Source organism: Leptospira sp. WS58.C1 (genome assembly GCF_040833995.1).
GTDB lineage: Bacteria > Spirochaetota > Leptospiria > Leptospirales > Leptospiraceae > Leptospira_B > Leptospira_B cinconiae.
In genome coordinates this window covers 1359808-1381074 of the sequence record NZ_CP162137.1, presented here as the reverse complement: position 1 = coordinate 1381074, position 21267 = coordinate 1359808, and the positions used below count along the sequence as shown (strand labels likewise).

The window sequence follows — 21267 nt, the reverse complement described above, 5'->3', positions numbered from 1 at the left end:
ACCATTCCATGATAGATAAGCTGATACGTATCTCCATCAAGAACAGGATTTTTATCCTGATACTCACTGCCGGTGTGACCATTGTAGGTTTTTATAACGCATATCACCTATCTATCGACGCGATCCCGGATATTACAAACGTCCAGGTTTCCGTAGTTACTCAGTCCCCGGGGCTTTCTCCGGTAGAGGTGGAGCAGTTCATCACTTATCCGATCGAGATGGAGCTTACCGGGGTCCCCAATGTAACGGAGATCCGTTCTATTTCCAGAACGGGCGTGAGCAGCGTTACGGTTATCTTCAAAGACGGAACCGACATTTATTTTGCAAGACAGCTCATCAACGAAAGATTAAGAGCAGCCGAAGCTGTGATCCCGAAAGGTTACGGTAGCCCGGAACTTTCCCCTATCGCAACCGGTCTCGGGGATATTTACGAATTCGTCCTAACAAGCGACCGTCATAATCCGGAAGAACTCAGGACCTATATGGAATGGGAACTTGCGAGAGAGATCAAATCCACGGAAGGGATTATCGACGTAAACATTATCGGCGGAGAAGCAAGGCAATACCAGATCAAGATAGATCCCCAAAGATTAGCAGTTCATAATATTACATTATCCCAACTTTGTGATAAACTGGAGACCGCGAACCAAAACACAGGCGGCGGTTACATTACCAAAGATGCGGAACAGATCGTGATCCGCGGAGAAAGCCAATTCAAAACCGTGGAAGAAATACGTAACGTTGCTGTTCAAACCGAAAGAGACGGGGTTCCACTTCTTTTAGGACAGATCGCCACTGTGGAAACCGGTCCAGCTCTTCGTTTCGGACTTATGACCAAAGATGCCAAGGGGGAAGTTGTAGGCGCCACAGCCATGATGCTCATGGGCCAAAACTCTTTGGAAGTGGTAAAACGGGTCAAAGAAAAGGTAGAAATTCTAAGAGCCAGACTTCCGGAAGGAATGAAGATCGTCACATTTTACGATCGTTCCGAATTTATCGGAAGAACGTTAGGGACTATCTTCACTAACTTAGCGGAAGCAGCGGTACTTGTGATCATCGTTTTGATCTTCGCTCTCGGAACGGTAAAAGGGGCACTTTTAGTCAGCTTATCCATTCCTATCCCGATGCTTGCCGCCACAATATTCATGAGAATGTTCGGCATCGTCGGTAATTTAATGTCACTTGGTGCATTAGACTTCGGACTTTTGGTGGATGGAACGATCGTGATGTTAGAATCAGTACTTCACGGTTTTATCTTAAAGCAGGCCTTTTACGAACAGCAGAACTCCCAAGAAGATAGAAAACTCGCGGCAGAAGAAATTATCACGGATTCCTGTGTGAGAGTGGCAAGAGCCGCGGCCTTCTCGGTCGGTATCATCTTATTGGTTTACCTACCGCTCATGACCTTAGAGGGTGTGGAAGGTAGAATGTTCAAACCTATGGCAATGACTGTTGCCATTTCCTTGGGTATGGCTCTTCTATTCTCTCTAACCACTTTCCCTGCAGCGGCAAGTATCTTATTCCAAACACCGATATTCCATCATAGTAAGTTCTGGGATAGAGCGGAAGAGATCTACATGCGACTACTCGACTTCGGAATGGCCAATAAAAAGTTATTCTTAAGAGCAGGTTTAGGAGTATTTGCAGTATCTCTAATATTAGGTTCTACTTTAGGATCCGAGTTCCTTCCACGTATCGACGAGGGGGAATTCGCGATCGATATCAAAAGGCTTCCTTCCACTTCCATCAACTATTCCAGAGACACGAATATGGAAATGGAGAAGGTAATCGCACAGTTCCCGGAAGTAACAAGTGTGGTCAGCAAAATGGGACGAGGCGAATCTGCAGCGGAACCCATCGGAACGGAAGAAGGAGAATCCATGGTAAAACTCATTCCTCCTAAGGAATGGACCAGCGCTTCTTCTCGAGACGAACTAATGGATAAAATGAAGGATGCTATCCTAAAATCGGTTCCTTCGAGTACGATCTCACTTTCTCAGCCGATCGAGAACAGGGTGAATGCACTTCTCTCCGGATCGAAAGCGGACGTAGTGATCAAAATTTACGGAGATGATCTGCAGACATTAAAAGAAACTGCGGCTAAATTCGCAGATAAGATCAAAAAAGTCCCGGGTGCGGCGGACTTAAGAGTACAAAGAGTGCTTGGTCTTCCTTTGATCCAGATCAAAGCCGATAGACAAAAGATGTCGCGTTACGGAGTGGCCGCGGAAGAGATTCTCACTACGGTGGAATCGTTACGGATAGGAAGAAAGGCAGGAAAAGTATTCGAAGGTTTCAAACGATTCGACCTAGTCGTTCGTTTACAGTTGGATGTTTCGGATTTGGACAAACTGGAAAATATTCCCGTCATGACCTCGACGGGTGTTACGGTTCCTCTGGGCCAGGTAGCAACAATAGAATTTGTGGAAGGTCCGGCGGCAATTTATAGAGAATCCTTAAAACGTAGGATTATGGTAGAGACCAACGTAAGAGGAAGGGACTTAGTCGGTTTCGTAAACGAGGCCCAAAAGGTCACAGCAGACATTGAAAAAAATCTTCCGGAAGGTTATAGAACGGACTGGGGAGGTCAATTCGAAAACTTCCAAAGAGCAAAGAATAGATTGTTAATGGTTGTACCGATTGCTCTCGGGATTATCTTCGTAATGTTGATCGCTGCCTTCGGAAATATTTATTATGCAGCCGGAGTATTTATCGTAGTACCGCTTGCAGTCGCGGGAGGGATCATAGGACTTGTGTTGAGAGGTCTTCCTTTTAGTATTCCTGCCGGGGTAGGATTTATCGCGGTAAGCGGTATCGCAGTACTGAACGGGGTCGTATACGCTTCCACTCTCAAAGAAGAATTAGAAAAAGGGATCACCATTTCCAAGGCGGTATTAACTGCGGGCCTTCATTCACTTCGTCCGGTAATGACAACGGAGATTATCGCGGCAGTGGGATTTATTCCGATGGCGATCTCTACCATGGCCGGGGCAGAAGTACAAAGACCTTTGGCAACGGTTGTCATCTTCGGAGTAATCGTAGCTACCGTTCTTTCTCGTGTGCTTCTTCCTATCGTGATGGAATTCCTTCTAAATATCTACCAAGACCAGGAAAGAAGAAAAGAAGCCCGTAAAAGAAAATTAGAGTCCGAATTCCAAGCTTCCAGAGCCCAAGAAAGAATTCCGGTAACTCTGGAAGAAGTTTCCTGGGATAGCGAAGAGATCCATGAAGAACCGGAAGAAACAGTAAGCTCCAAATCCAAACGTTCTAAAAACGGAGCGAAAAAGAGAAAATAAGGGCCTCTTCGAATGAAAATCCGAACTTTTACATATTAGTTCACACGGAGAGCACAGAGATTCACGGAGTAGACTTCACTTGCTTCCAGCTCTGTGCGCTCAGTGATCTCTGCGTGAAATTTTCTACTTTTTACTCTTCAATCCGGACAAAATCGTAGATACAACGGATCTTAAAAATTCGACACGATCCTCTTCTATATTATCGAATACCATACGAGGATGATGAAAAGCGGCAGTCCCTTCAAAAATGATCCTTGCACCTTCTTTAGAAGTATTACAAAAAAATAATCCTTTTTGGATACCTTCCTGGACCATCTTCTCCAATTGTTCGTACATTGTCTGGATATGTTTTTTAACGAAGGGTCTTGTTTTCTCTGCGGAATTATTAAATGCAGTATAAATTCTCGGATCGGACTGGACCTTCTCCCGTTTCATTTTATGGAGAGTCATTAGCCACTCAAGGATCCTTTCTTCCAACGGGCCGGTCTTTGCGGAAATTTCTGCAAGAGCAATATCGATACGATCCAGCCATCTTTTAGAAATGGAATCGAGTAGAGCCTCTTTGTCTGCGAAATGTTTGTATAAAGCGGCGTGACTTAGATTCAGGTTTCTAGCCACATCCGTAAGTTTCAAACGCTCGACGCCATTTTTTCTGATCTCAATCTCTGCGGCATCGAGCACTTTTTCTTGTAGTTCTTCCGGCTTTAAACCTGTTTTAGGCATCTCTCATTTAACGACGAGCTGCATCAAATGAGAAGGATATCTATCTCCCTGGAAGGTACCTTCCGGAAAAGACTCGTCCAGTGTATCGAGTTCTTCCTTACTTAAGGTAACCGAAAGTGCATCTAAATTTTCCTTCAGACTTACTCTCCTTGTGGAACCGATCAGAGGAATAATATCCTCTCCTCTGTGAAGCACCCAAGCGATAGCAAGTTGGGCTGTAGTGCATCCCTTCTTCTTTGCAAGCGTTTGAAGCAGACTCACATGTTCCAAATTCGCTTCAAGGTTTTTTCCTTGGAAACGAGGAGAATTGGATCTAAAATCGGGAACACCCAAAGCGGTTTCTATTTTTCCGGTCAGAAGCCCTCTTCCCACAATTCCGTACGGAATGATTGCCACTCCGAGTTCTCTTGCCGTTTGTATGAGCTCCTTCTCGATCACACGGGTCGCCAAAGAATATTCCACTTCCACGGCAGTGACCGGATGGACCTTATGCGCCCTTCTTAAATTTTCAGGAGAAGCTTCCGAAAGTCCCAAATAACGCACATATCCTTCCTGGATCAGATCGGCGATCGCCCCTACGGTTTCTTCGATCGGAATTTCAGGATCGACACGAGATGCCTGATAAATATCGATCACCTCCGTTCCGAGACGAGTGAGAGAATGTGCCGCAAAGTTTTTGACTGAATTCGGTCTGAAATCGTATCCGATGAATGCTCCGGATGGACTTCGAAGTCCTCCGAACTTCACGCTGATCATCGGCTTGGTCTTTCTACCTTTCAGCGCTTCCGAGATCAAAAGTTCGTTATGACCGGTCCCATAGAAGTCACCCGTATTCAAAAAATTGATCCCGGAATCAAGGGCCTCGCGGATGGTCGCAATCGACTCTTCCCTACTCCTGGTCTCTTTTGTTCCGTAAAAGTCCGACATTCCCATACATCCCAAACCGACTTGGGAAACCTCAGGACCGTTTTTTCCTAATTTTCTCAGTTTCATGCGAAATCTCCATTTAGTTACAAATTACTTTTTTTATAATATGTAACTAAATGCAATCTATTTTCTGAACGGTTTTTTGTCGGAGTTCCTACATTTCTTGCTTTTCGCTTTCCGACATAATACCATTCTAGCGTTCCGGAGTAGCAGATCCCATGGAACACCAGAAACCGATTGTCCAACTTTTAGATGCGACTAGAGAACCTTTCAATTTGGCGATCGCGTCCGCTCGGACTTGCTATTCTTCCAAGGGGATTTTGCTTCCCGAGGACATGATCCGCACGGAAAAATCCCTCGAGATCCGAGACAAAGTGGCTAAATCCACAAAAAAAGCGGGGCATCTCACCACAAGACAGCATCCTCATTTTATATTCACCCTGGACAAGGTGTCTCGTCAGTTCGTCTGGTCCTTTTTACATTCTCATCCGTACTATAATTCGGAACAGGTGAGCCAAAGATATGTAGAAGTGAAAAAAGAAAATTATTATATCCCGCCTACTCTGACAGGAAAGCAGAAGGAATTCTACTTGGAAGCGGTTGAATCCGCATCTAACGCATATTTTGAATTTGTAGAACTTCTACATCCGTTCATTCAAGACGAATATTTCCTCGTTTACAAAGCGAGGGCCAATTATCCTGAAAAATGGCAGCAACCCATTAAGAAGAAGTGCCTGGAAGTAGCACGTTACCTTCTTCCTTTGGGAACTTATACTTATCTGTATCATTCCGTAAACGGACTCACTCTACATAGATACCATCGTTTGATGAATTCTTTCGATGTTCCGGAAGAGCAACGCCTAGTCGTGGAAGAGATGATCGAAAAAGTAAAAGAAATCGATCCTCTGTATGTGGAAGAAATGGATGATCCGATCCCTCTGGAAGAAACTGCCGAGTACAAATTTTTCAAAGAATTCTACCAAGACGGCGCGAACGAATATAGGCCGGAAGCAGCCAAAAATTTCGTAAGAGAATTCGACGAGGATATGGATAACCGTTATTCGCGATTGGTTTCCTATTCTTCCAACGGTCCTGAGGTTTTGGCTTCTTCCGTTCGTGCGGTCTTAGGTTTGTCTAAAAATTCTTTGAATAACGAAGAAGCGATCCGACTTGTGATGGACCCTTCCAAGAACAAACATCTGACTTCCACTCTGAACGAGACAACGATGAGCCCTCTTTCTAGAGCGATGTTCAACGTGCATTATTCTTTCAAAAAAAGGATCTCTCATTCCGCGGATAGCCAGGACCAGAGACATAGAATGGTGCCGGGCTCCCGCCCTGTGCTAATGAGTCAGTATACCGGAATGCCCGACTATATCGTTCCTAAGGTTGTATTAAAATATCCTCAATTAGAGGAAACTTATAGAAGAAGAATGGACGGGATTTTCAAGAGCTTGAACCGTTTTATCGAGGCAGGCGGATCTCCGGAACATGCCTCTTACCTTCTTCCGAACGCTTTCCCTGTCCGTTTTTATGAAAGTGGGGATCTATTGAATCTGCATCATAAATGGAGAGCGAGAACCTGTTATAATGCTCAGGAAGAAATTTTCCAAGCCTCTATCAATGAACTTGTGGATTTGACGAAGGTGCAACCTGAGATCGCAAAATGGATCAAGGCGCCCTGTTGGATCCGTCTGCAAGGTGATATCAAACCGTATTGCCCGGAAGGGGATCATTATTGCGGGACCCAAGTTTGGAAAAGAGAATTGGACGAGTACGATAGAACTCTGTAATTTTCGTTTTATCTTGTTTCTATTCTGAAAATTTTTCCGCCATAGTCCACTAGGTAAACTTCTCCGTTTGCGTCTTCTCCGAAAGAAGACACATTGGAAGAAAATCCCATTTCGGAAGTATGTTCTATGTGTCCGTTCACTTTAGTCCCATCCCAAAGAATGGACCAGATCCTTCCAGCTATAAAATCACCGTAAAAATATCTTCCGTTCAATTCGGGAAAATTCATTCCTCTATATACATAACCGCCTGTGATGGAACTTCCAACAAAATGATTGTATTCTAATTTTGGAAAACTGATCCCGGAAGTATTACATCCGAACGAAGGATCATAACAATGATTTCCTTCCGTGAGTCTCCAGCCGTAATTTTTAATTCCTGTGCTTACGGCTTCTATATTCAATTCTTCGAAATTGTTTTGCCCCACATCCCCGATATAAAGATCTCCCGTGTTTCGATCCAAACTGAATCTCCAGGGATTCCTAAGACCCCAATCCCAAATATGAGGATTTTCTAATCCAACCGCAGGCCTATTCCCCGGAGCGGGAGTCGGATAATTGTCTATATCTATTCGTAAAATTTTCCCAAGTGAAGATTCCAGATCCTGGGCATTATTATTCGGGTCTCCCGCGCCCCCTCCGTCTCCCATTCCCACCAAAAGATAACCACCTGTATCGAAGACCATCATTCCTCCATTATGATTACTGAATGGTTGGTCTACGGTAAACAGAATGGAACCGGAACCGGAGTTTGCAAGATCAGGATCGGAAGAAGATCTGGCATATTCCGCAACAACAGTATCTCCGTCCGATTTTCGAGTATAATTTACCCAAAATCTTCCGTTCGAATTATAATTGGGATGGAATGCAAGACCGAGAAGTCCTCTCTCTCCGGAGAAGGAAATTAGATCTAAACCGTCGGACCCCAAATCCAAAAAAGGAGAAGGGAGAAGAATGCCGTCTTTGATCAAGCGGACCTTACCCCCTTGCTCTAAAACGAACATCCGACTCGAATCTCCCGACGGAGAAACGAGAAACAAAGGAGCATCGAACCCGGAAGCAATTTCGGTGAGTTTCAAACAAGGAGGATTTCGATCTTCGCTACATCCGAATAAAAGCGGAAGAAACGGAATATTAGAACCATCCGGTTTAGAACATCCGAGTAAGGATATAAAAAGGTATAAGATCGAATAAACGCAGATCTTCCGGATTTTAAAGATCGGTTCCATCTTTGTTAAATTTATTATCCTTCTTATTTAAAAAAACAAGCTGAAAGCCTGAGCTTCTCTCTTTTCGAAAAAATAAAAAAAGAAAGGACTAAAAACCGATTTCGGAGTAAATCATCCATGAGCAGAGTATGAAAACAGTTTCCCCTTCAAGGGCCGAAGAATTGGTCCGATACCGCAGATTCATTCATAAACATCCCGAACTTAGATACGAGGAAGTCGGGACAGCGGATTTCGTCTCTAAACATCTCGAATCCCTAGGTTATACTTTCCAGTCCGGGATCGCAAAGACAGGGATTGCCTGTCTGATAGATTCGGGAAAACCGGGTAAAACCCTTTTAGTAAGGGCGGATATGGATGCTCTTCCGATCTTTGAGGAGAATAAGACGGATTATACTTCCGTTCACGAAGGAGTTATGCATGCATGCGGTCATGATGCTCATACTTCTGTTTTAATGGGACTTGCCTCCGAACTAAAAGAAAATCCAAGCGCTATCGTACCGAAAGGAAGGGTTTTGTTGGTATTCCAACCTGCGGAAGAAGGTGGACAAGGCGCAGACCGCATGATAGAAGAAGGAATATTAGAAAAATACGATGTATCTGCCGCTTTAGCCCTTCATGTTTGGAATCATATTCCCGTAGGAAAAATAGGAGTTGTAGACGGCCCTATGATGGCCGCAGTGGACGAGTTTAAAATTACTGTCCAAGGGGTCAGTGGCCACGGAGCCATGCCACAACATACTGTGGATCCTATATTAGTAGGATCTCATATAGTTACCGCCCTCCAAAGTATCGTATCCAGAAATACCGATCCTTTAGATTCTTGCGTAGTAACTGTAGGCGCATTCCATGCAGGACATGCATTCAATGTGATTTCCGAGACTGCGGAATTAAAAGGTACGATCCGCACATTCACCAAAGAAATGTTCGATAAAGCTCCGGAATTATTCAAAAAAGTCGTAGAAAATACTGCGTCAGCGTTCGGCGCAAAGACGATCATCCATTACGAAAGAACGAATGCTCCCACGATCAATCATCCGGAAATGGCAAATATCGTCCGAAAAGCGTCGGAGAATATTTTAGGTCCGAACTCAGTCACGGAAGAACATGCTAAAACCATGGGAGGAGAGGACTTCTCCGCATTTTTGATGAAGGTCCCTGGATGTTACTTTTTCGTGGGTTCCATGAACGAAAAAAAGGGCCTTGTTCATCCACACCACAGTTCCAAATTCGACATCGATGAGGCTTCTTTACCGATCGGGCTGTCAGTGATGAAGGAAGCGATCCGACTCTATTTAGAAACTCATTAAGGATCTGAAATAAAATACAAGTGCAGGAATTCCAACATGCGGGATCCGACATTTGTTGAAAATCCTACATGGGAGTGGAGAGCGCCCCCGCCCCTTCGCAGCGATCCTTAGAGAGCGAGAAGGCGACCAGTTTTCCTGAGTCGGTGACGAAAGTCAAACGAGTCGAACTCTAGATCGACACGATTTACTTGATCGAACGCAAATTTGTAAAACCGGCCCCCACCCTGGTTCGGGTGGAGGAGGTGGGCTTGTGGGAGAAGCAATTTCCCCATACACCAAAAAGCCCGAAATTTCAATCCCTATTTTCGCTCATGACCATTGTAGGAATTCCAACATTGCACGACGAAGATCATGCTCCCCAGGGCAGAAATTTCTCCTCGTTTTTCATAGTTGTTTCCTTTTTCAGATCCTTCTCCTTTCTAAACGATTGAAATCCGGAACTTAAGCTCCATTCTATTTTTAAAAGAGAACATAAAAAACTACTAGTGGAAACATTTCTTTCCTTAGCGAAACCCATTGCCTCCCAATAATCGGAGCCGTATACTCTAACTCTTTTTCTGGAATCGCTACTTTTAACTTTTTCAAAATCGAGTTTCGGGATTTTTCCCTTTTGTCTTTTTTCCCTAAAGGATGAAATTAGGATTTGTAGAATTTCCTTAGGTTCTCCTATATGAAATACTGCATCTCTCCAAATCGATTCCATCTCCAAGGGAATTCTCCAATCGATTTGGATCATTCCCCGATTTTCTAAAATTTGTTTTCTAAAAACTTCTTCCATATTCGCCTCCGAATGCTTGGATCGAATCCATAATATGAAACGAATATCTTCAAATGAAAAACGGAATGAATATTAAAATTTTTGAATTTAGTTCGTCTTAGATAAAATCTTGCAACTAAGACGAAAAGTTTGGAGACGTAAACAAGAATTTGAAACCGTAGTCAATCACAAAACCGCCACAGCTTCCTCTCGCAAAAGAATCCCTGGAACCAATATTCCGCGGGATATACTAAAGGATGTTGGAACTCCAACATCTTACATCTTGTATGAGTGAAGATTCAGAATAGAATGGAAAAAAAGATCAGGCCCTCATCGCCTCGATCTCATCCACTTCTTTTGCAATCATAGAAGTTAGAACGATCGGATCATCTCCGTTCACAAGAACATCGTCTTCTATCCGAACTCCGATCCCTCTAAAACCTGCCGGGATCGTTTCATCTGTTGGATCAAAATATAATCCGGGTTCCACAGTGACCACAAGTCCGTTCTGCATAGATTTACTTTTTCCATTCTCAAAATAACGGCCCACGTCATGCACATCCATTCCAAGATAATGACCGGTCCTATGCATATAAAATCTGCGGTATTCTCCCTTTTCAATGATCTCAGAAAGTTCGCCTTTTAATAAACCCAGATCGATCAGTCCGGAAGTTAGATTTTTAACGGTTTTCTCATGGACTGCATTGAACTCTACGCCTTGTTTTGTGTCCAAGATCGCTTGTTTTTGCACATCCAAAACTAATTGGTAAATGGTTCTTTGTTCCGAAGTGAATTTTTTTCCCGAAGGGAAAACGCGAGTAACGTCGGCGGTATAATAATCCTTCTCAGCACCGCTGTCCACTAAAATCAGTTCGTTATCGCCGATCTTCGCACGATTGGTGGTATAATGAAGAATGGTGGCATTTTTTCCTGCGGCTACAATATGCCCGTACCCCCCACCCCAGGCTCCATGTTTTAAATATTCGGATTCCAGAATGGACTCTAATTCGAATTCGTACATTCCCACTTTGGTCTCTCTGAACAATCTTTCGTGGCCAAGAGCGGTGATCCTGGAAGACTCTTTTAATTTTTCGATCTCTTCAGGTGATTTATACATTCTCATTTCATGAAGAAAGTTTGGGATCTCCCATCGTTGCGGGCCGAATTTACCTTCCCTCAGTCTTCTATTCAAAGAACTGATAAGTTCGAGTAACTCCGAATCTCTTTTGGAGTCCTTTCCGAAAAAATGATATAAGGTGAACTGATTGGTAAGAATATCCGAAATTTTAGATTCCCATTCTCCTAGATCGAAACTTTGATCCAGCTCCAATCTTTTTTCGATCTCTTCTTTTCCGAGACGAATGCCTGTCCAAATTTCTTTTTCCTTATCTTTAGGAAGCGCAAAATGAGCGGAGAAGTCCCTGCGTAAGACCAAAACACCGTCTTCTTCCTCGATGCCTGTCAGATAATAATAATCCGAATCTTGTCGGAATTTATACTCCACATCTCTATTACGGATCTTTTGAGGGGCTGCAAATATAAGTAATACTTCCGACTCTTTTAAAAAATTCTGAACTTCTCGGATCCGTTTTCGAAAAATGTTTTGGTCCATAATTACCCTTTTATTAGACGAATTCCTTCTTCCACCATTCTGTCCGTATCCTGTTCCAACATACAACGAAAATGTTTTTTAGGACATACCCTTCCCCCGTGAATACCACAAGGACGACAGTCTAGACCGTTTACCTCGGATATAAACACACGACTCGCTAAAGGTGTATATCCGAATGCGGGAATGGTGGCGCCAAAAGCAGCCAAGGTCGGAATATTAAACGCGGAAGCAAAATGAATGGGAGAAGAATCATTGGTTACAAGAAGTTCCGCCCCACTCATCAAATAACTCATTTCAGGCAGACTTGTCTTGCCGGCAAGATTGATCCCGAAACCTTCTCCCACTTCTTCGCAAAGTTTAGAATCACCTTTGCCTCCGGTCAGAACGATCTTCAGTCCGGTCCTTTCATGAAGAAGTTTACTGACCGTTTTAAATTTATCCGCCGGCAAACGTTTCGTTTCCCAAACGGAAGAAGGAGAAACCAAAATATAATTCCCCTTTTCTAAACCGTTCTTTTTCATTTCGGATTGGATACCGGTGACGGACTCAGGTTTCCAAAATAGTTCCGGTTGTCTGGAAATTTTTTGCCTTTCTTCTTCGGTGTAAATAAGAGAAAGAAGTTTGTCCACCTCATGAGGTCCTCTTAATAATCTTGGCTTTCTTTCATTCAATAAAAAAGAAAATCCTGCCGTCCCATAACCGATCCTTCTTTTGGCTCCGCTTAAAAAAGAAATAATGGATGAACGAAACGAAAAATGGGGAGAAATACAAATCGTAAAATTATATTTTCTTAATTCTTTGCAAAAGTCCCAAAATCCGAAAAGGGAGGATTTAATCTCCTTCTTGTCTAAAGGTATGATCCGGTCGATCCAAGGATTCGCTTCCAGAACGGATTCGGTCCCCTTGTTCACGATCACAGTCATTTTGGAACCGGGAAATTTTCTCTTGATCTCCCTAAAAAGCGGAGTCGTTAAGATCAGGTCTCCTAAAAACGCAGTTTGGATGACTAAAATATTTTCAGACATTTATTTTTTGGCCTCAAGGATGGTCGCAAAATTATTCACACCCAATCCTCCGATGGATAAAGCGAGCGCAGTGTCCGAATCATTCTCATTCATAAATGTACAAAGTTCCGCAATTTGGGCGAGACCGGAAACTCCCACAGGATGACCTCTTGTTTTTAATCCTCCCGAAGGATTGATAGGGAGTTTTCCTCTTTTATCCGTGATCCCTTCTGCTACATTTGCAAGCGCCTTCCCTTGCGGAAATAAACCTGCATCTTCTGAGGCAATGATCTCAAAGATCGTGAATGCATCGTGAAGTTCCGCAACCCGAATATCGGAAGGTTTTTTACCCGATTCCGCATAAGCCTGCTTGAAAGCGGATTTAGATGCAGGAAAACTCAAGCCCCCTGGCACGGAGTTCACTTGGCCTAGTCCATGCCCCGTGCCGGTGATCTCAATTTTTTTACGGTCCTTCTTCAATCTTGCCGGATCCGTTTCCAATAATACGGCGCAGGAACCGTCGGACAAAGGAGATATATCATATAAACATAATGGACTGGAGAACATGGGAGAGGAGAAGTATTCCTCCTCGCTTAAGTTTTTTTGAATATGCGCGATCTTATTTTCGAGGCCGTTATCATGCAGCTTTTTGGATAATTTAAAAAGTTCCTTTCTAGTATATCCAAAATCCCTTAAATATCTGGTAGCAGTCAAGGCGCCGCCCTGGGCCATGGACATAGCCAGATTCCTTTGCTGGGACGAGAGCACTGAACCTAAAAGTAAATTATTCTCTTCTCTCGGAAGTCTACTCATGACCTCCGTACCGATCACAATCCCTCTTTTAAATTTTCCTGATAGAAGTAGGTAACGGGCCAGATGAAGAGCGGATGCCCCACTGGAAGATGCAGTCTCGGAACGGATCGCGAATAAGGAAGAAAGTCCCAGATCTTCTTTGATCTTTGCCGGTAAAAAAATTTCTCCGGTATAACGTTCCGGGGCCATACATGCAAAAATTAGAAATTCGGGAACAAAGCCTGGGTTCTTTTTAAGTAAGTGATTCGCAGTCTCATACGATAGCGATTGATAGTCGGAATCAATCTTGCCGAATTTACTTAAATGTGAGTCGAGCACATAGGCCGAGGTCATATTCCTACAAATTTTCCCGTTCCTGATTTCGAGCAAAGTCAAAAACTTAAAGATCTACTCTGCCTTTTTTCGAATCTCGCTTTTCAAAATAGGCACTCTCGTTTATAGTGATCTAAGGTAGGAGAAACGACGTGAAAGGAAACCAAGAAGTCCTCGATATCTTAGCGGAAGTGCTCTCCGCCGAACTCACAGCGATTAACCAGTACTTTATTCACGCAAAGTTGAATAAAAACTGGGGTTACGATAAACTTGCTTCTTACATGAAAAAAGAATCCATCGAAGAGATGAATCACGCAGACCAAGTGATCGAGCGCATCCTATTTCTCGACGGAATTCCCGATCTGCAAAGATACATGAAGATCAATGTAGGCAAGGATATCGAAAGTATCCTAAAAAATGATTTGGACGTGGAATACAATGCCGTAGAACGTTTAAATCGCGGGATAGAAATTTCCACCAAAAACAAAGACAACGGCACACGTGAATTGCTCGAGAAGATCCTCGTCTCCGAGGAGGAGCATATCGACTGGCTCGAGGCCCAGCTAGAGATCATCAAAACCATTGGGGTCCAAAATTATTTGGCCCAACAAATCACCTAAGCATTGAATTCCAAAAAACCATCTCCTAAAAAATCCCCTTCTTCCGGTTATGGCAAGAAGGGGCCAGCGAATAAATCAGGTTCTTCTTTTTCCAAACCGACTCGATCAAAAAACTCGAGTGCCGATAAAGATTCCGATCGTAAACCCTATCGCTCTAAAGAAAAAGGCGATTCAGAACGACCTTATCGCCCCAAAGACGGAAATTCCAAATCAGGATATTCCTCCGACAAACCGAAAGAAAGAGGACACTCTAAACCTTCTCGTTCAGGCATTGATAGAAAGCCGCCTGCTCGGTCCGGAAATCGTAAATTTTCCGACGATGACAGAAAACCATATCGTGAAAAGGATTCCAGCAGAGATGATCGGAAACCGTTCACTCGGAATTCGGACCGCGGAGAAAGAAAACCGTTCTCCCGTGACTCCGATCGCAGTGAAAGAAAACCTTTTTCCGGAAACTCAAGAGGAGAAGGTAGAAGTTCCTTCGGTGAAAATTCCAACAGAGGAGAGCGCAAACCGTTCACTCGCAATTCAGATCGTGGAGAACGTAAACCATTCTCCCGTGACTCCGACCGCAGCGAAAGAAAACCTTTTTCCGGAAACTCAAGAGGAGAAGGTAGAAGTTCCTTCGGTGAAAATTCCAACAGAGGAGAGCGCAAACCGTTCACTCGCAATTCGGACCGCGGAGAAAGAAAACCATTCTCCCGTGACTCCGACCGCAGCGAAAGAAAACCTTTTTCCGGAAATACAAGAGGAGAAGGTAGAAGTTCCTTCGGTGAAAATTCCAACAGAGGAGAGCGCAAACCGTTCACTCGCAATTCAGATCGTGGAGAACGTAAACCATTCTCCCGTGACTCCGACCGCGGAGACAGAAAGCCGTTCTCCCGTGACACAGGTCGCAGCGAAAGACGTCCTTTTTCTCCACGGGGAAAAGAAGGATTTCGTTCCGAACGTCCAACTCGCCCTTATGAAGAAGATCACTATAGAGAAGGTATCCGAGCCGGTTGGCAATCCGCAAAACTTTCTCTTTCCGAATTCGATAGACCGGAAGCGCTCACCTATCACGCGTCATGCGGAGACGGTCTTGCCTTCCTATTAAAAGAAGAAGTCAAAGAAGCAGGCTTGGAAATTCTTTCCGACAATAGAGGAGGAGTTTTCTTTAAGGGACCTTCTAAAAAAGTCAGGGATTTTTGTTTGAGTTCCGGGATCTCTTCCGGGATCAGTTTCGAATTGTCTTCTTGGCAGGACATTCAAGGACCTGACGATCTATACGAAGTCGCGGCGATGTTCCCTTTCGAAAAATTACTTTCTCCTGGCACCAAGTTCCGAATAGACGCTGCCACAAAGGATAGCCTGCAAGATTCACGTTATGCGACTTATCGTTTAAAAGATGCGATCTTCGACAGATTCAGGGCACAAGGCCTGGAACTTCCGGAAGCGGATCGTGAAGAGCCTGAGGTATTATTCTACCTTCGCTCCAGAATGAACCAGGTAAAATTATTCCTGGCATTACACGCACAACCTTTACAAAGAAGAGGTCATGGCAGAGAAGGGGGAGAAGCTCCGCTCAGAGAGACCTTGGCCCAGGCGCTTCTCCGCTTTTCCGGTTGGAAACCGGGAGAGGCATTGTACGATCCATTCTGCGGTTCAGGAACTCTATTGATAGAGGCAGCACTCAGAATGAGAAACGGCGGCTGGGTGAATTATAAAAGTTTATCCAGATCTTCTATCTTCACCCGACTTTTCGGACCTTGCAAAGCGAAGGAAGAATGGGACTCCAAAGAGATCCTACTCTTCGGTTCCGATATCTCGGAAGATGCAATCGACCTAGCGAAGAAGAATGCAAAAGAAGCGGGTGTCGCCGACCTGATCCATTGGAAGGTAGCTTCCGCAGAGGACCAGGAGGCAGGCCTTGGCTTCAAAGAAGGAAAGATCGTAACCAATCCTCCATACGGAGTCCGTTTGGGAGATAAGGATTCGGTTTCCGAACTTTATTCAAACTGGGGAGAGACCTTAAAAAAGAATTTTTCAGGTTCCTATGTAGCTTTAGTGGCGGGAGATCCTTCCCTTTTAGGCTTTTTAAAACTGAAGTCCGACAAAGAACAATCCGTCACGATTGCTAAGTTAAAAGGAAAATTAGTTGCCTACCGGATCGACTAAACCAGATTCCAGGGAGAGATGAATCACCAGGAGATCTTACTCAAACTTTTAGAAGTCACAGAAAACTCCAAGGACAGTTTTCAGTTCCTGAAACTCTTCCGGTCCTTGGAGCCTGAAAAATTTGCGGTCATACATGCAAGCTCCGAAACATTGACTGAGTCCGCGGAAGCATTCTTATACAATTTAAAGTTATTACAAAAATTACAGCTTTTTCCCGTAGTCGTTCTGGAAAAGGATGGAGTCTCTTACGCAAATCTGTTCTATCGTTCTCCCGCTTCCAAGATCAGTTTGGAATCCATCAAGGACTCATTGGAAGAAGGACAAGAACTTCCCGGTTCCCGAAACCTTCCGGCAAAATGGTTTAGAAATCCAAGCCAAGCATTGGAATCCGTCCTCTCTTCTATAAAAGAAAAGAAGATCCCCGTATTCGTTACGGACCAAGGTGGATCCGAAATATATCCTTACCTTTCCAATTTATGCAAGGAGCTGAGGACCAAAAAGTTAATTCTACTTACTACTAGAAGCGGACTTTATAATTCCGACGATAAAAAGATCTCTATCTTAGATTTCGAATCTTCCGAAAACCTTCAAAAAGAAGATCAGTCCCTATTCAATGAATGCAAACGGATCTTTGAATACACCGGAGATCCGAATCTCCAGATAGCGATCACTTCCGCTCCGGGTTTATTAAAAGAATTATTCACCATCAAAGGTAGCGGAACTCTATTAAGAAAAAAGAATAAAATAGAATTCCATACCGATTTTAGAAATTTAGATCCTAAACGACTGAACTTACTGATAGAGGATTCTTTCGGAAGAGGATTAAAACAAGGTTTTTGGAATAAGGAATTTTCCGGTATCGTTTTGGAATCCGAATACAAAGGATGTGCCCTTCTACAAAACACTCCTTGGGGAACATTTCTTTCCAAATTCGCGGTGAACGAGATAGCGAGAGGAGAAGGAGTAGGAAGAGATATCTGGGACGAGATGTTAAAAAAAACACCTACTCTTTTCTGGAGAGCCAGAGCCGAGAATACGATCTCCAAATGGTATGCAAAAGAATGTAGCGGCCTTCAAAAAGAAGGAATCTGGGTCTATTTTTGGATCGGATTACAAGAGAAAGAAATTCCTTCCGTCTGCGATTTTTTAAGAAACCTTCCGGAGGATCTGGAATCTAAACAAAAGATCGATTCCTGATATGGAAAAGAATATTTTTTTATACGATGGAGACTGCGGTTTTTGTTCCGGTCTCGCCTCCCGCTTGTCTGAAATATCCTTAGACAAAAACATAAAATTCGTGAGTTTTAGAGGTCTTTCTACCCAGGATCTAAAAGAACTGCATCCAAGTTTAGAGCCTAAATTCGTAGCAGGGAATGTACAATTGATCTCCGGAAACATGAGATATCCCGGATTTTTTGCGGTCCGAAAACTTTCTCATTCTTTAAAAGGTTGGAGATGGGTTTCTCCGCTTCTCTATCTTCCCTTGGTCCCTCTGCTCGGGATGATTGTGATGAATCTATTAAAATCGATTCGATCCAAGGTTTAGCGAGAGAGCTGAGACACCGTCTTCTTTAGACCTTCATAAAATACTAAACGTGCATCCAATGCAAGTTTAGATCCTTCTCTTACTTTTTGCATTTTTTCAGGATCCGTTGCCACGGATTCTATCAGCCTAAACATTTTTTCAGAATGAGATTCGTCGGCTTCCAGATTCACTTGGAAAAATTTTCCTTCGGGAAGCGTAATCCTGGACTTCAGATCAGAATAAGACTTATACATTCTGGAATATTCCAATTTTAGAAGATACTCATTTGCCGGTCCAAGCGCTCCCAGGGCGGAATAAAAATCGGTTGTCGTAATTCTTTTCATCAGATCCAGATAAGCTTTTGTTTCCGGAAGTATATCCTCCTGAGTGACTGCCTCACCCATCTCGTAGAGAAACTTTCTAAGGATAGAAACATGTGAATCTTCTTCTTTTCCTTCCCCCAATTCTTCCCAGATATTTTGTACTATAACTATCTTAGAAGGCACAAAATTGGTGAGAGCGGCAGTGTTTAAGAACCAATTCACGAAATCTACCGATACAAAATATTCCTGCTTCAACCAAAGAAGAAGGTCGGACTTTTCCATCCTTTCTTCTTTTTCCTCCAACCATCGATTTGCAGTCAATACGGGGTGGTATCGAACCTGGTCTATCAATTCTTCTCGAAACGTTTTCATCCGTCGATCCCGCTCGTTTGTTTTTCTATTTTCAGTTTGGAATAAAGAAATCTTTCCGTTAAAAATTCTTCTCTCGCGATCTCCAATAATTCTTTCATCAAATCGGAATACGTTCCGAAACTTTTCGAATAACAGATCGGAAAACTGCTGTAATATGAAGATAAGCCGGGAGTCAGATTCCATTCCAAAAACATCGGTTTGCCTTCCGAGTCGGCTTTCCAATCCAATCGGACCGCTCCGGAAGTTTGGAGTAGTTTACATAATTCTAATGAATTCTTTTGGATATACTCCGATCTTTCCTTTTCCAGATCGAAATATAATTTTTCAGGCATACTCAGCTTTGTTTTGGTAATTTCTCCGTATAAACTTTCGCTAGAATTTTCCAACCCAATCCTTGCTACCTGACTTGCCTTGTAACCAAACGTTGGGGAACCGATGACTGCCAATGTCCATTCTTCTCCCGGCAAATAAGATTCGCAGATCCAGGAGGAATATTCTTGGAATTTGGTTTGGAGAAATTGGTCCAAGGCTGCTTTGTCATTGATCCGGTTTTCTTCTCCCACTCCTAAGCTAGAGCCTTCGAATCTGGGTTTGAAGAATACTGGGAATTCTGATTCCTTAGGAAGTCTCGCTCCGCGGAATGTGGAATCCGAATTCCGTGGCAAGTTCCGCACCTCTTTCTGATCAGCGAGCGAATCCATATTCCGCGGCCTATTGGAGCGCGATGTAGTATCTTCGACAAATTCCTTCTCCCAGATCATCCAGGGACTGGTAGGAACACCTGCAGATCCACAAAACAGTTTAGAAAGATGTTTGTCCAAGCTCAGACTCTGGGCATAGACATCCGAACCGGTATGCGGAAATCCGAAATATTCCGCAAGCCCCGGAAGTAAAGCCTCTCTATTCCGAGAGCGGAAACCTTCTACCAAATGGAATAGAACAGGTCGATCCCCGGGCTCTAAGGAAGAATAATCGGAGAGTTTTTGTAGTAGCTTCGACGGAAATTCAATGATTTCCACTTTCTCCCGTAACTCTTCGAGAGTCCGTTTGATCTCTTGGACTGAATTTATATCTTCCCATTCTTGCGCATCTTTTGGATTCATATCAGAACTTTGGATATCTGCTACGATCAAAACGGAAGGAGAATGTGAATTCATTTTCCAGATTCTCCTAAAGGACCGAGGCCTTTCCATGCGGAATAGGAATTCTGTAGTAACTTCGACCAGGTTTCCTCGCTGATCTCCGGATAAATTTCCTCATATTCGCTGTCCACAGGCTCGGGACTCAAATGGTAGGTCCCTCTCACAGCAGATCGGAACACATGATTGCGAGTAGGTTTATGAAATCCAAGATACCAATTCGGGCCGAGACTCACCTTTCCACCACCGCCGGGAAGATCGTTTACAAATTGTGGAATCCCCATACCCGCAACTTTCCCGCGCATATATTCAATAATTTGAATCCCTTTTGCAAGAGGAGTCCTGAAACCGCGGGAACCAGGGATCAATTCCGGATCATACATATAATACGCTCTGATCCTAAGTTCCAAAAGTTTTCGATGGAGCCTAAGCATTGTTTCTCCATCATCATTGATCCCTTTTAGGATCACAGATTGGTTTCCGACACTCACTCCCGCTTTTAGGAGTTTGAGGATGGCATCTTTCGCTTCGGGGGTGCATTCTTTCTCATGATTAAATTGGGTATTACAAAATATGGATAAACGATCCGTATTATGGGATTCTATGATCTTGCATAAATCGTTTGTGATCCTCATAGGAAGTGTGACAGGATTTCTTGTTCCCAATCTGCAAATTTTAACATGAGGGATCTTTTCTAAATTTTCTAAGATCCAATCTATTTTGGAGTCCGAAAGATTGAGAGGATCTCCTCCGGAGATCACAACATCCGAAATTTCCGGATGATTTCGAATATAATCAAAACATAATTCCAGATCCGCAGTTTCCATTCTTTCGGTTGAATCGGAAACTTTTCTTCCTCTCATACAATGCCTGCAATATACGGAACATTCATGATTCGAAAAAAGTAATACTCTGTCCGGATACATATGAGTGAGTCCCTTGACGGGAGAAAGATCCTCTTCATGCAAAGGATCTAATGATTCTTCCGGCGAGAAGAAGGACTCTTCCTTTCTTGGGACGATCATTTTTCGGATAGGACAATTCGGATCTTCCGGATCGGAGAGAAACAGATAATAAGGAGTAGTTCCAACATTCAGTCGGATGGTTTCTTCGATCCCGATCTTTTCGGATTCGGTTAATTGAAAATATTTGGAAAGGTCTTCCGCCTTCACTCTTTTTTGGAGTTGAGCCTTATAATCCGTCCAGATAAAAGAAGAATACAAAGTCTTTCTAGAATCAGCAGGTGACTCTAGATCCGCTACTCCCCGGTTTTTTCCTAACTTCTCCATCCGGAACTCTTTTCCCATCCTTATGCCCGCGCAGGGAAAATCAAGCGAAGGAAAAAAGGAATGCCTCGAATT

General features: G+C 43.5%; 17 protein-coding genes. 7 read left to right on the top strand and 10 right to left on the bottom strand.

Annotated features, from left to right (window positions below):
- Positions 1 to 8 precede the first annotated feature (8 nt).
- Positions 9 to 3296 (top strand): efflux RND transporter permease subunit, encoded by a 3288-nt coding sequence (locus tag AB3N61_RS06275; RefSeq protein WP_367898772.1) that lies wholly within the window; start codon positions 9 to 11, stop codon positions 3294 to 3296.
- A gap of 123 nt (positions 3297 to 3419) precedes the next feature.
- On the opposite strand, the gene AB3N61_RS06270 is transcribed toward AB3N61_RS06275, so the two are convergent.
- Positions 3420 to 4019 (bottom strand): TetR family transcriptional regulator, encoded by a 600-nt coding sequence (locus tag AB3N61_RS06270; RefSeq protein ID WP_367898771.1) that lies wholly within the window; start codon positions 4017 to 4019, stop codon positions 3420 to 3422.
- A gap of 3 nt (positions 4020 to 4022) precedes the next feature.
- The gene (locus tag AB3N61_RS06265) at positions 4023 to 5012 is read right to left on the bottom strand and encodes an aldo/keto reductase (RefSeq protein ID WP_367898770.1); all 990 of its coding nucleotides are present in this window, start codon (positions 5010 to 5012) and stop codon (positions 4023 to 4025) included.
- Positions 5013 to 5164: 152 nt separating this feature from the next.
- Between AB3N61_RS06265 and AB3N61_RS06260 the strand changes: the two genes are divergently transcribed.
- On the top strand, positions 5165 to 6739 hold the full coding sequence (locus AB3N61_RS06260; protein WP_020767967.1) for an FAD-dependent thymidylate synthase: 1575 nt from the start codon (positions 5165 to 5167) through the stop codon (positions 6737 to 6739).
- A gap of 8 nt (positions 6740 to 6747) precedes the next feature.
- Here AB3N61_RS06260 and AB3N61_RS06255 read toward each other — a convergent pair whose 3' ends face one another.
- Entirely contained in the window at positions 6748 to 7965 is a 1218-nt protein-coding gene (locus AB3N61_RS06255; protein ID WP_367898769.1) for a PQQ-dependent sugar dehydrogenase, read from the bottom strand.
- A gap of 128 nt (positions 7966 to 8093) precedes the next feature.
- On the opposite strand from AB3N61_RS06255, the gene AB3N61_RS06250 reads away from it, so the two are divergent.
- Entirely contained in the window at positions 8094 to 9272 is a 1179-nt protein-coding gene (locus AB3N61_RS06250) for a M20 metallopeptidase family protein (protein ID WP_367898768.1), read from the top strand.
- Between the two features lie 349 nt (positions 9273 to 9621).
- Here AB3N61_RS06250 and AB3N61_RS06245 read toward each other — a convergent pair whose 3' ends face one another.
- The 4 genes from AB3N61_RS06245 to AB3N61_RS06230 all read right to left on the bottom strand — a co-directional run bounded on the left by AB3N61_RS06245 (position 9622) and on the right by AB3N61_RS06230 (position 13791).
- Positions 9622 to 10050, bottom strand: a complete 429-nt coding sequence (locus AB3N61_RS06245) for a hypothetical protein (RefSeq protein WP_367898767.1) — start codon at positions 10048 to 10050, stop codon at positions 9622 to 9624.
- Positions 10051 to 10351: 301 nt separating this feature from the next.
- Entirely contained in the window at positions 10352 to 11641 is a 1290-nt protein-coding gene (locus tag AB3N61_RS06240) for an aminopeptidase P N-terminal domain-containing protein (RefSeq protein ID WP_367898766.1), read from the bottom strand.
- Positions 11642 to 11643: 2 nt separating this feature from the next.
- Positions 11644 to 12666, bottom strand: a complete 1023-nt coding sequence (locus tag AB3N61_RS06235) for a glycosyltransferase family 9 protein (RefSeq protein ID WP_367898765.1) — start codon at positions 12664 to 12666, stop codon at positions 11644 to 11646.
- On the bottom strand, positions 12667 to 13791 hold the full coding sequence (locus AB3N61_RS06230) for a thiolase family protein (protein ID WP_367898764.1): 1125 nt from the start codon (positions 13789 to 13791) through the stop codon (positions 12667 to 12669).
- Positions 13792 to 13922: 131 nt separating this feature from the next.
- Between AB3N61_RS06230 and bfr the strand changes: the two genes are divergently transcribed.
- From bfr to AB3N61_RS06210, 4 genes are all read left to right on the top strand, one after another.
- The gene (gene bfr, locus AB3N61_RS06225; RefSeq protein ID WP_020767916.1) at positions 13923 to 14390 is read left to right on the top strand and encodes a bacterioferritin; all 468 of its coding nucleotides are present in this window, start codon (positions 13923 to 13925) and stop codon (positions 14388 to 14390) included.
- Positions 14391 to 15380: 990 nt separating this feature from the next.
- Positions 15381 to 16547, top strand: a complete 1167-nt coding sequence (locus AB3N61_RS19010) for a THUMP domain-containing class I SAM-dependent RNA methyltransferase (RefSeq protein WP_052005191.1) — start codon at positions 15381 to 15383, stop codon at positions 16545 to 16547.
- 18 nt (positions 16548 to 16565) lie between these two features.
- Positions 16566 to 17744: an acetylglutamate kinase gene (locus AB3N61_RS06215; protein WP_367898762.1), complete on the top strand. Its 1179-nt coding sequence runs from the start codon at positions 16566 to 16568 to the stop codon at positions 17742 to 17744.
- Position 17745: 1 nt separating this feature from the next.
- Complete coding sequence (locus AB3N61_RS06210) at positions 17746 to 18093, top strand: DCC1-like thiol-disulfide oxidoreductase family protein (RefSeq protein ID WP_367898761.1); 348 nt, start codon at positions 17746 to 17748, stop codon at positions 18091 to 18093.
- On the opposite strand, the gene AB3N61_RS06205 is transcribed toward AB3N61_RS06210, so the two are convergent.
- Genes AB3N61_RS06205 through AB3N61_RS06195 form a run of 3 tightly spaced genes read right to left on the bottom strand, consistent with a single transcriptional unit; the run spans position 18090 to position 21195 of the window.
- Positions 18090 to 18767: an iron-containing redox enzyme family protein gene (locus AB3N61_RS06205; protein ID WP_367898760.1), complete on the bottom strand. Its 678-nt coding sequence runs from the start codon at positions 18765 to 18767 to the stop codon at positions 18090 to 18092. The genes AB3N61_RS06210 and AB3N61_RS06205 overlap by 4 nt on opposite strands.
- The gene (locus tag AB3N61_RS06200; protein ID WP_367898759.1) at positions 18764 to 19924 is read right to left on the bottom strand and encodes a D-alanine--D-alanine ligase; all 1161 of its coding nucleotides are present in this window, start codon (positions 19922 to 19924) and stop codon (positions 18764 to 18766) included. Before AB3N61_RS06200 ends, AB3N61_RS06205 begins: the two co-directional genes overlap by 4 nt.
- Positions 19921 to 21195, bottom strand: coding sequence for a KamA family radical SAM protein (locus AB3N61_RS06195; protein ID WP_367898758.1), 1275 nt, complete (start codon positions 21193 to 21195; stop codon positions 19921 to 19923). Before AB3N61_RS06195 ends, AB3N61_RS06200 begins: the two co-directional genes overlap by 4 nt.
- Between the last annotated feature and the right edge of the window lie 72 nt (positions 21196 to 21267).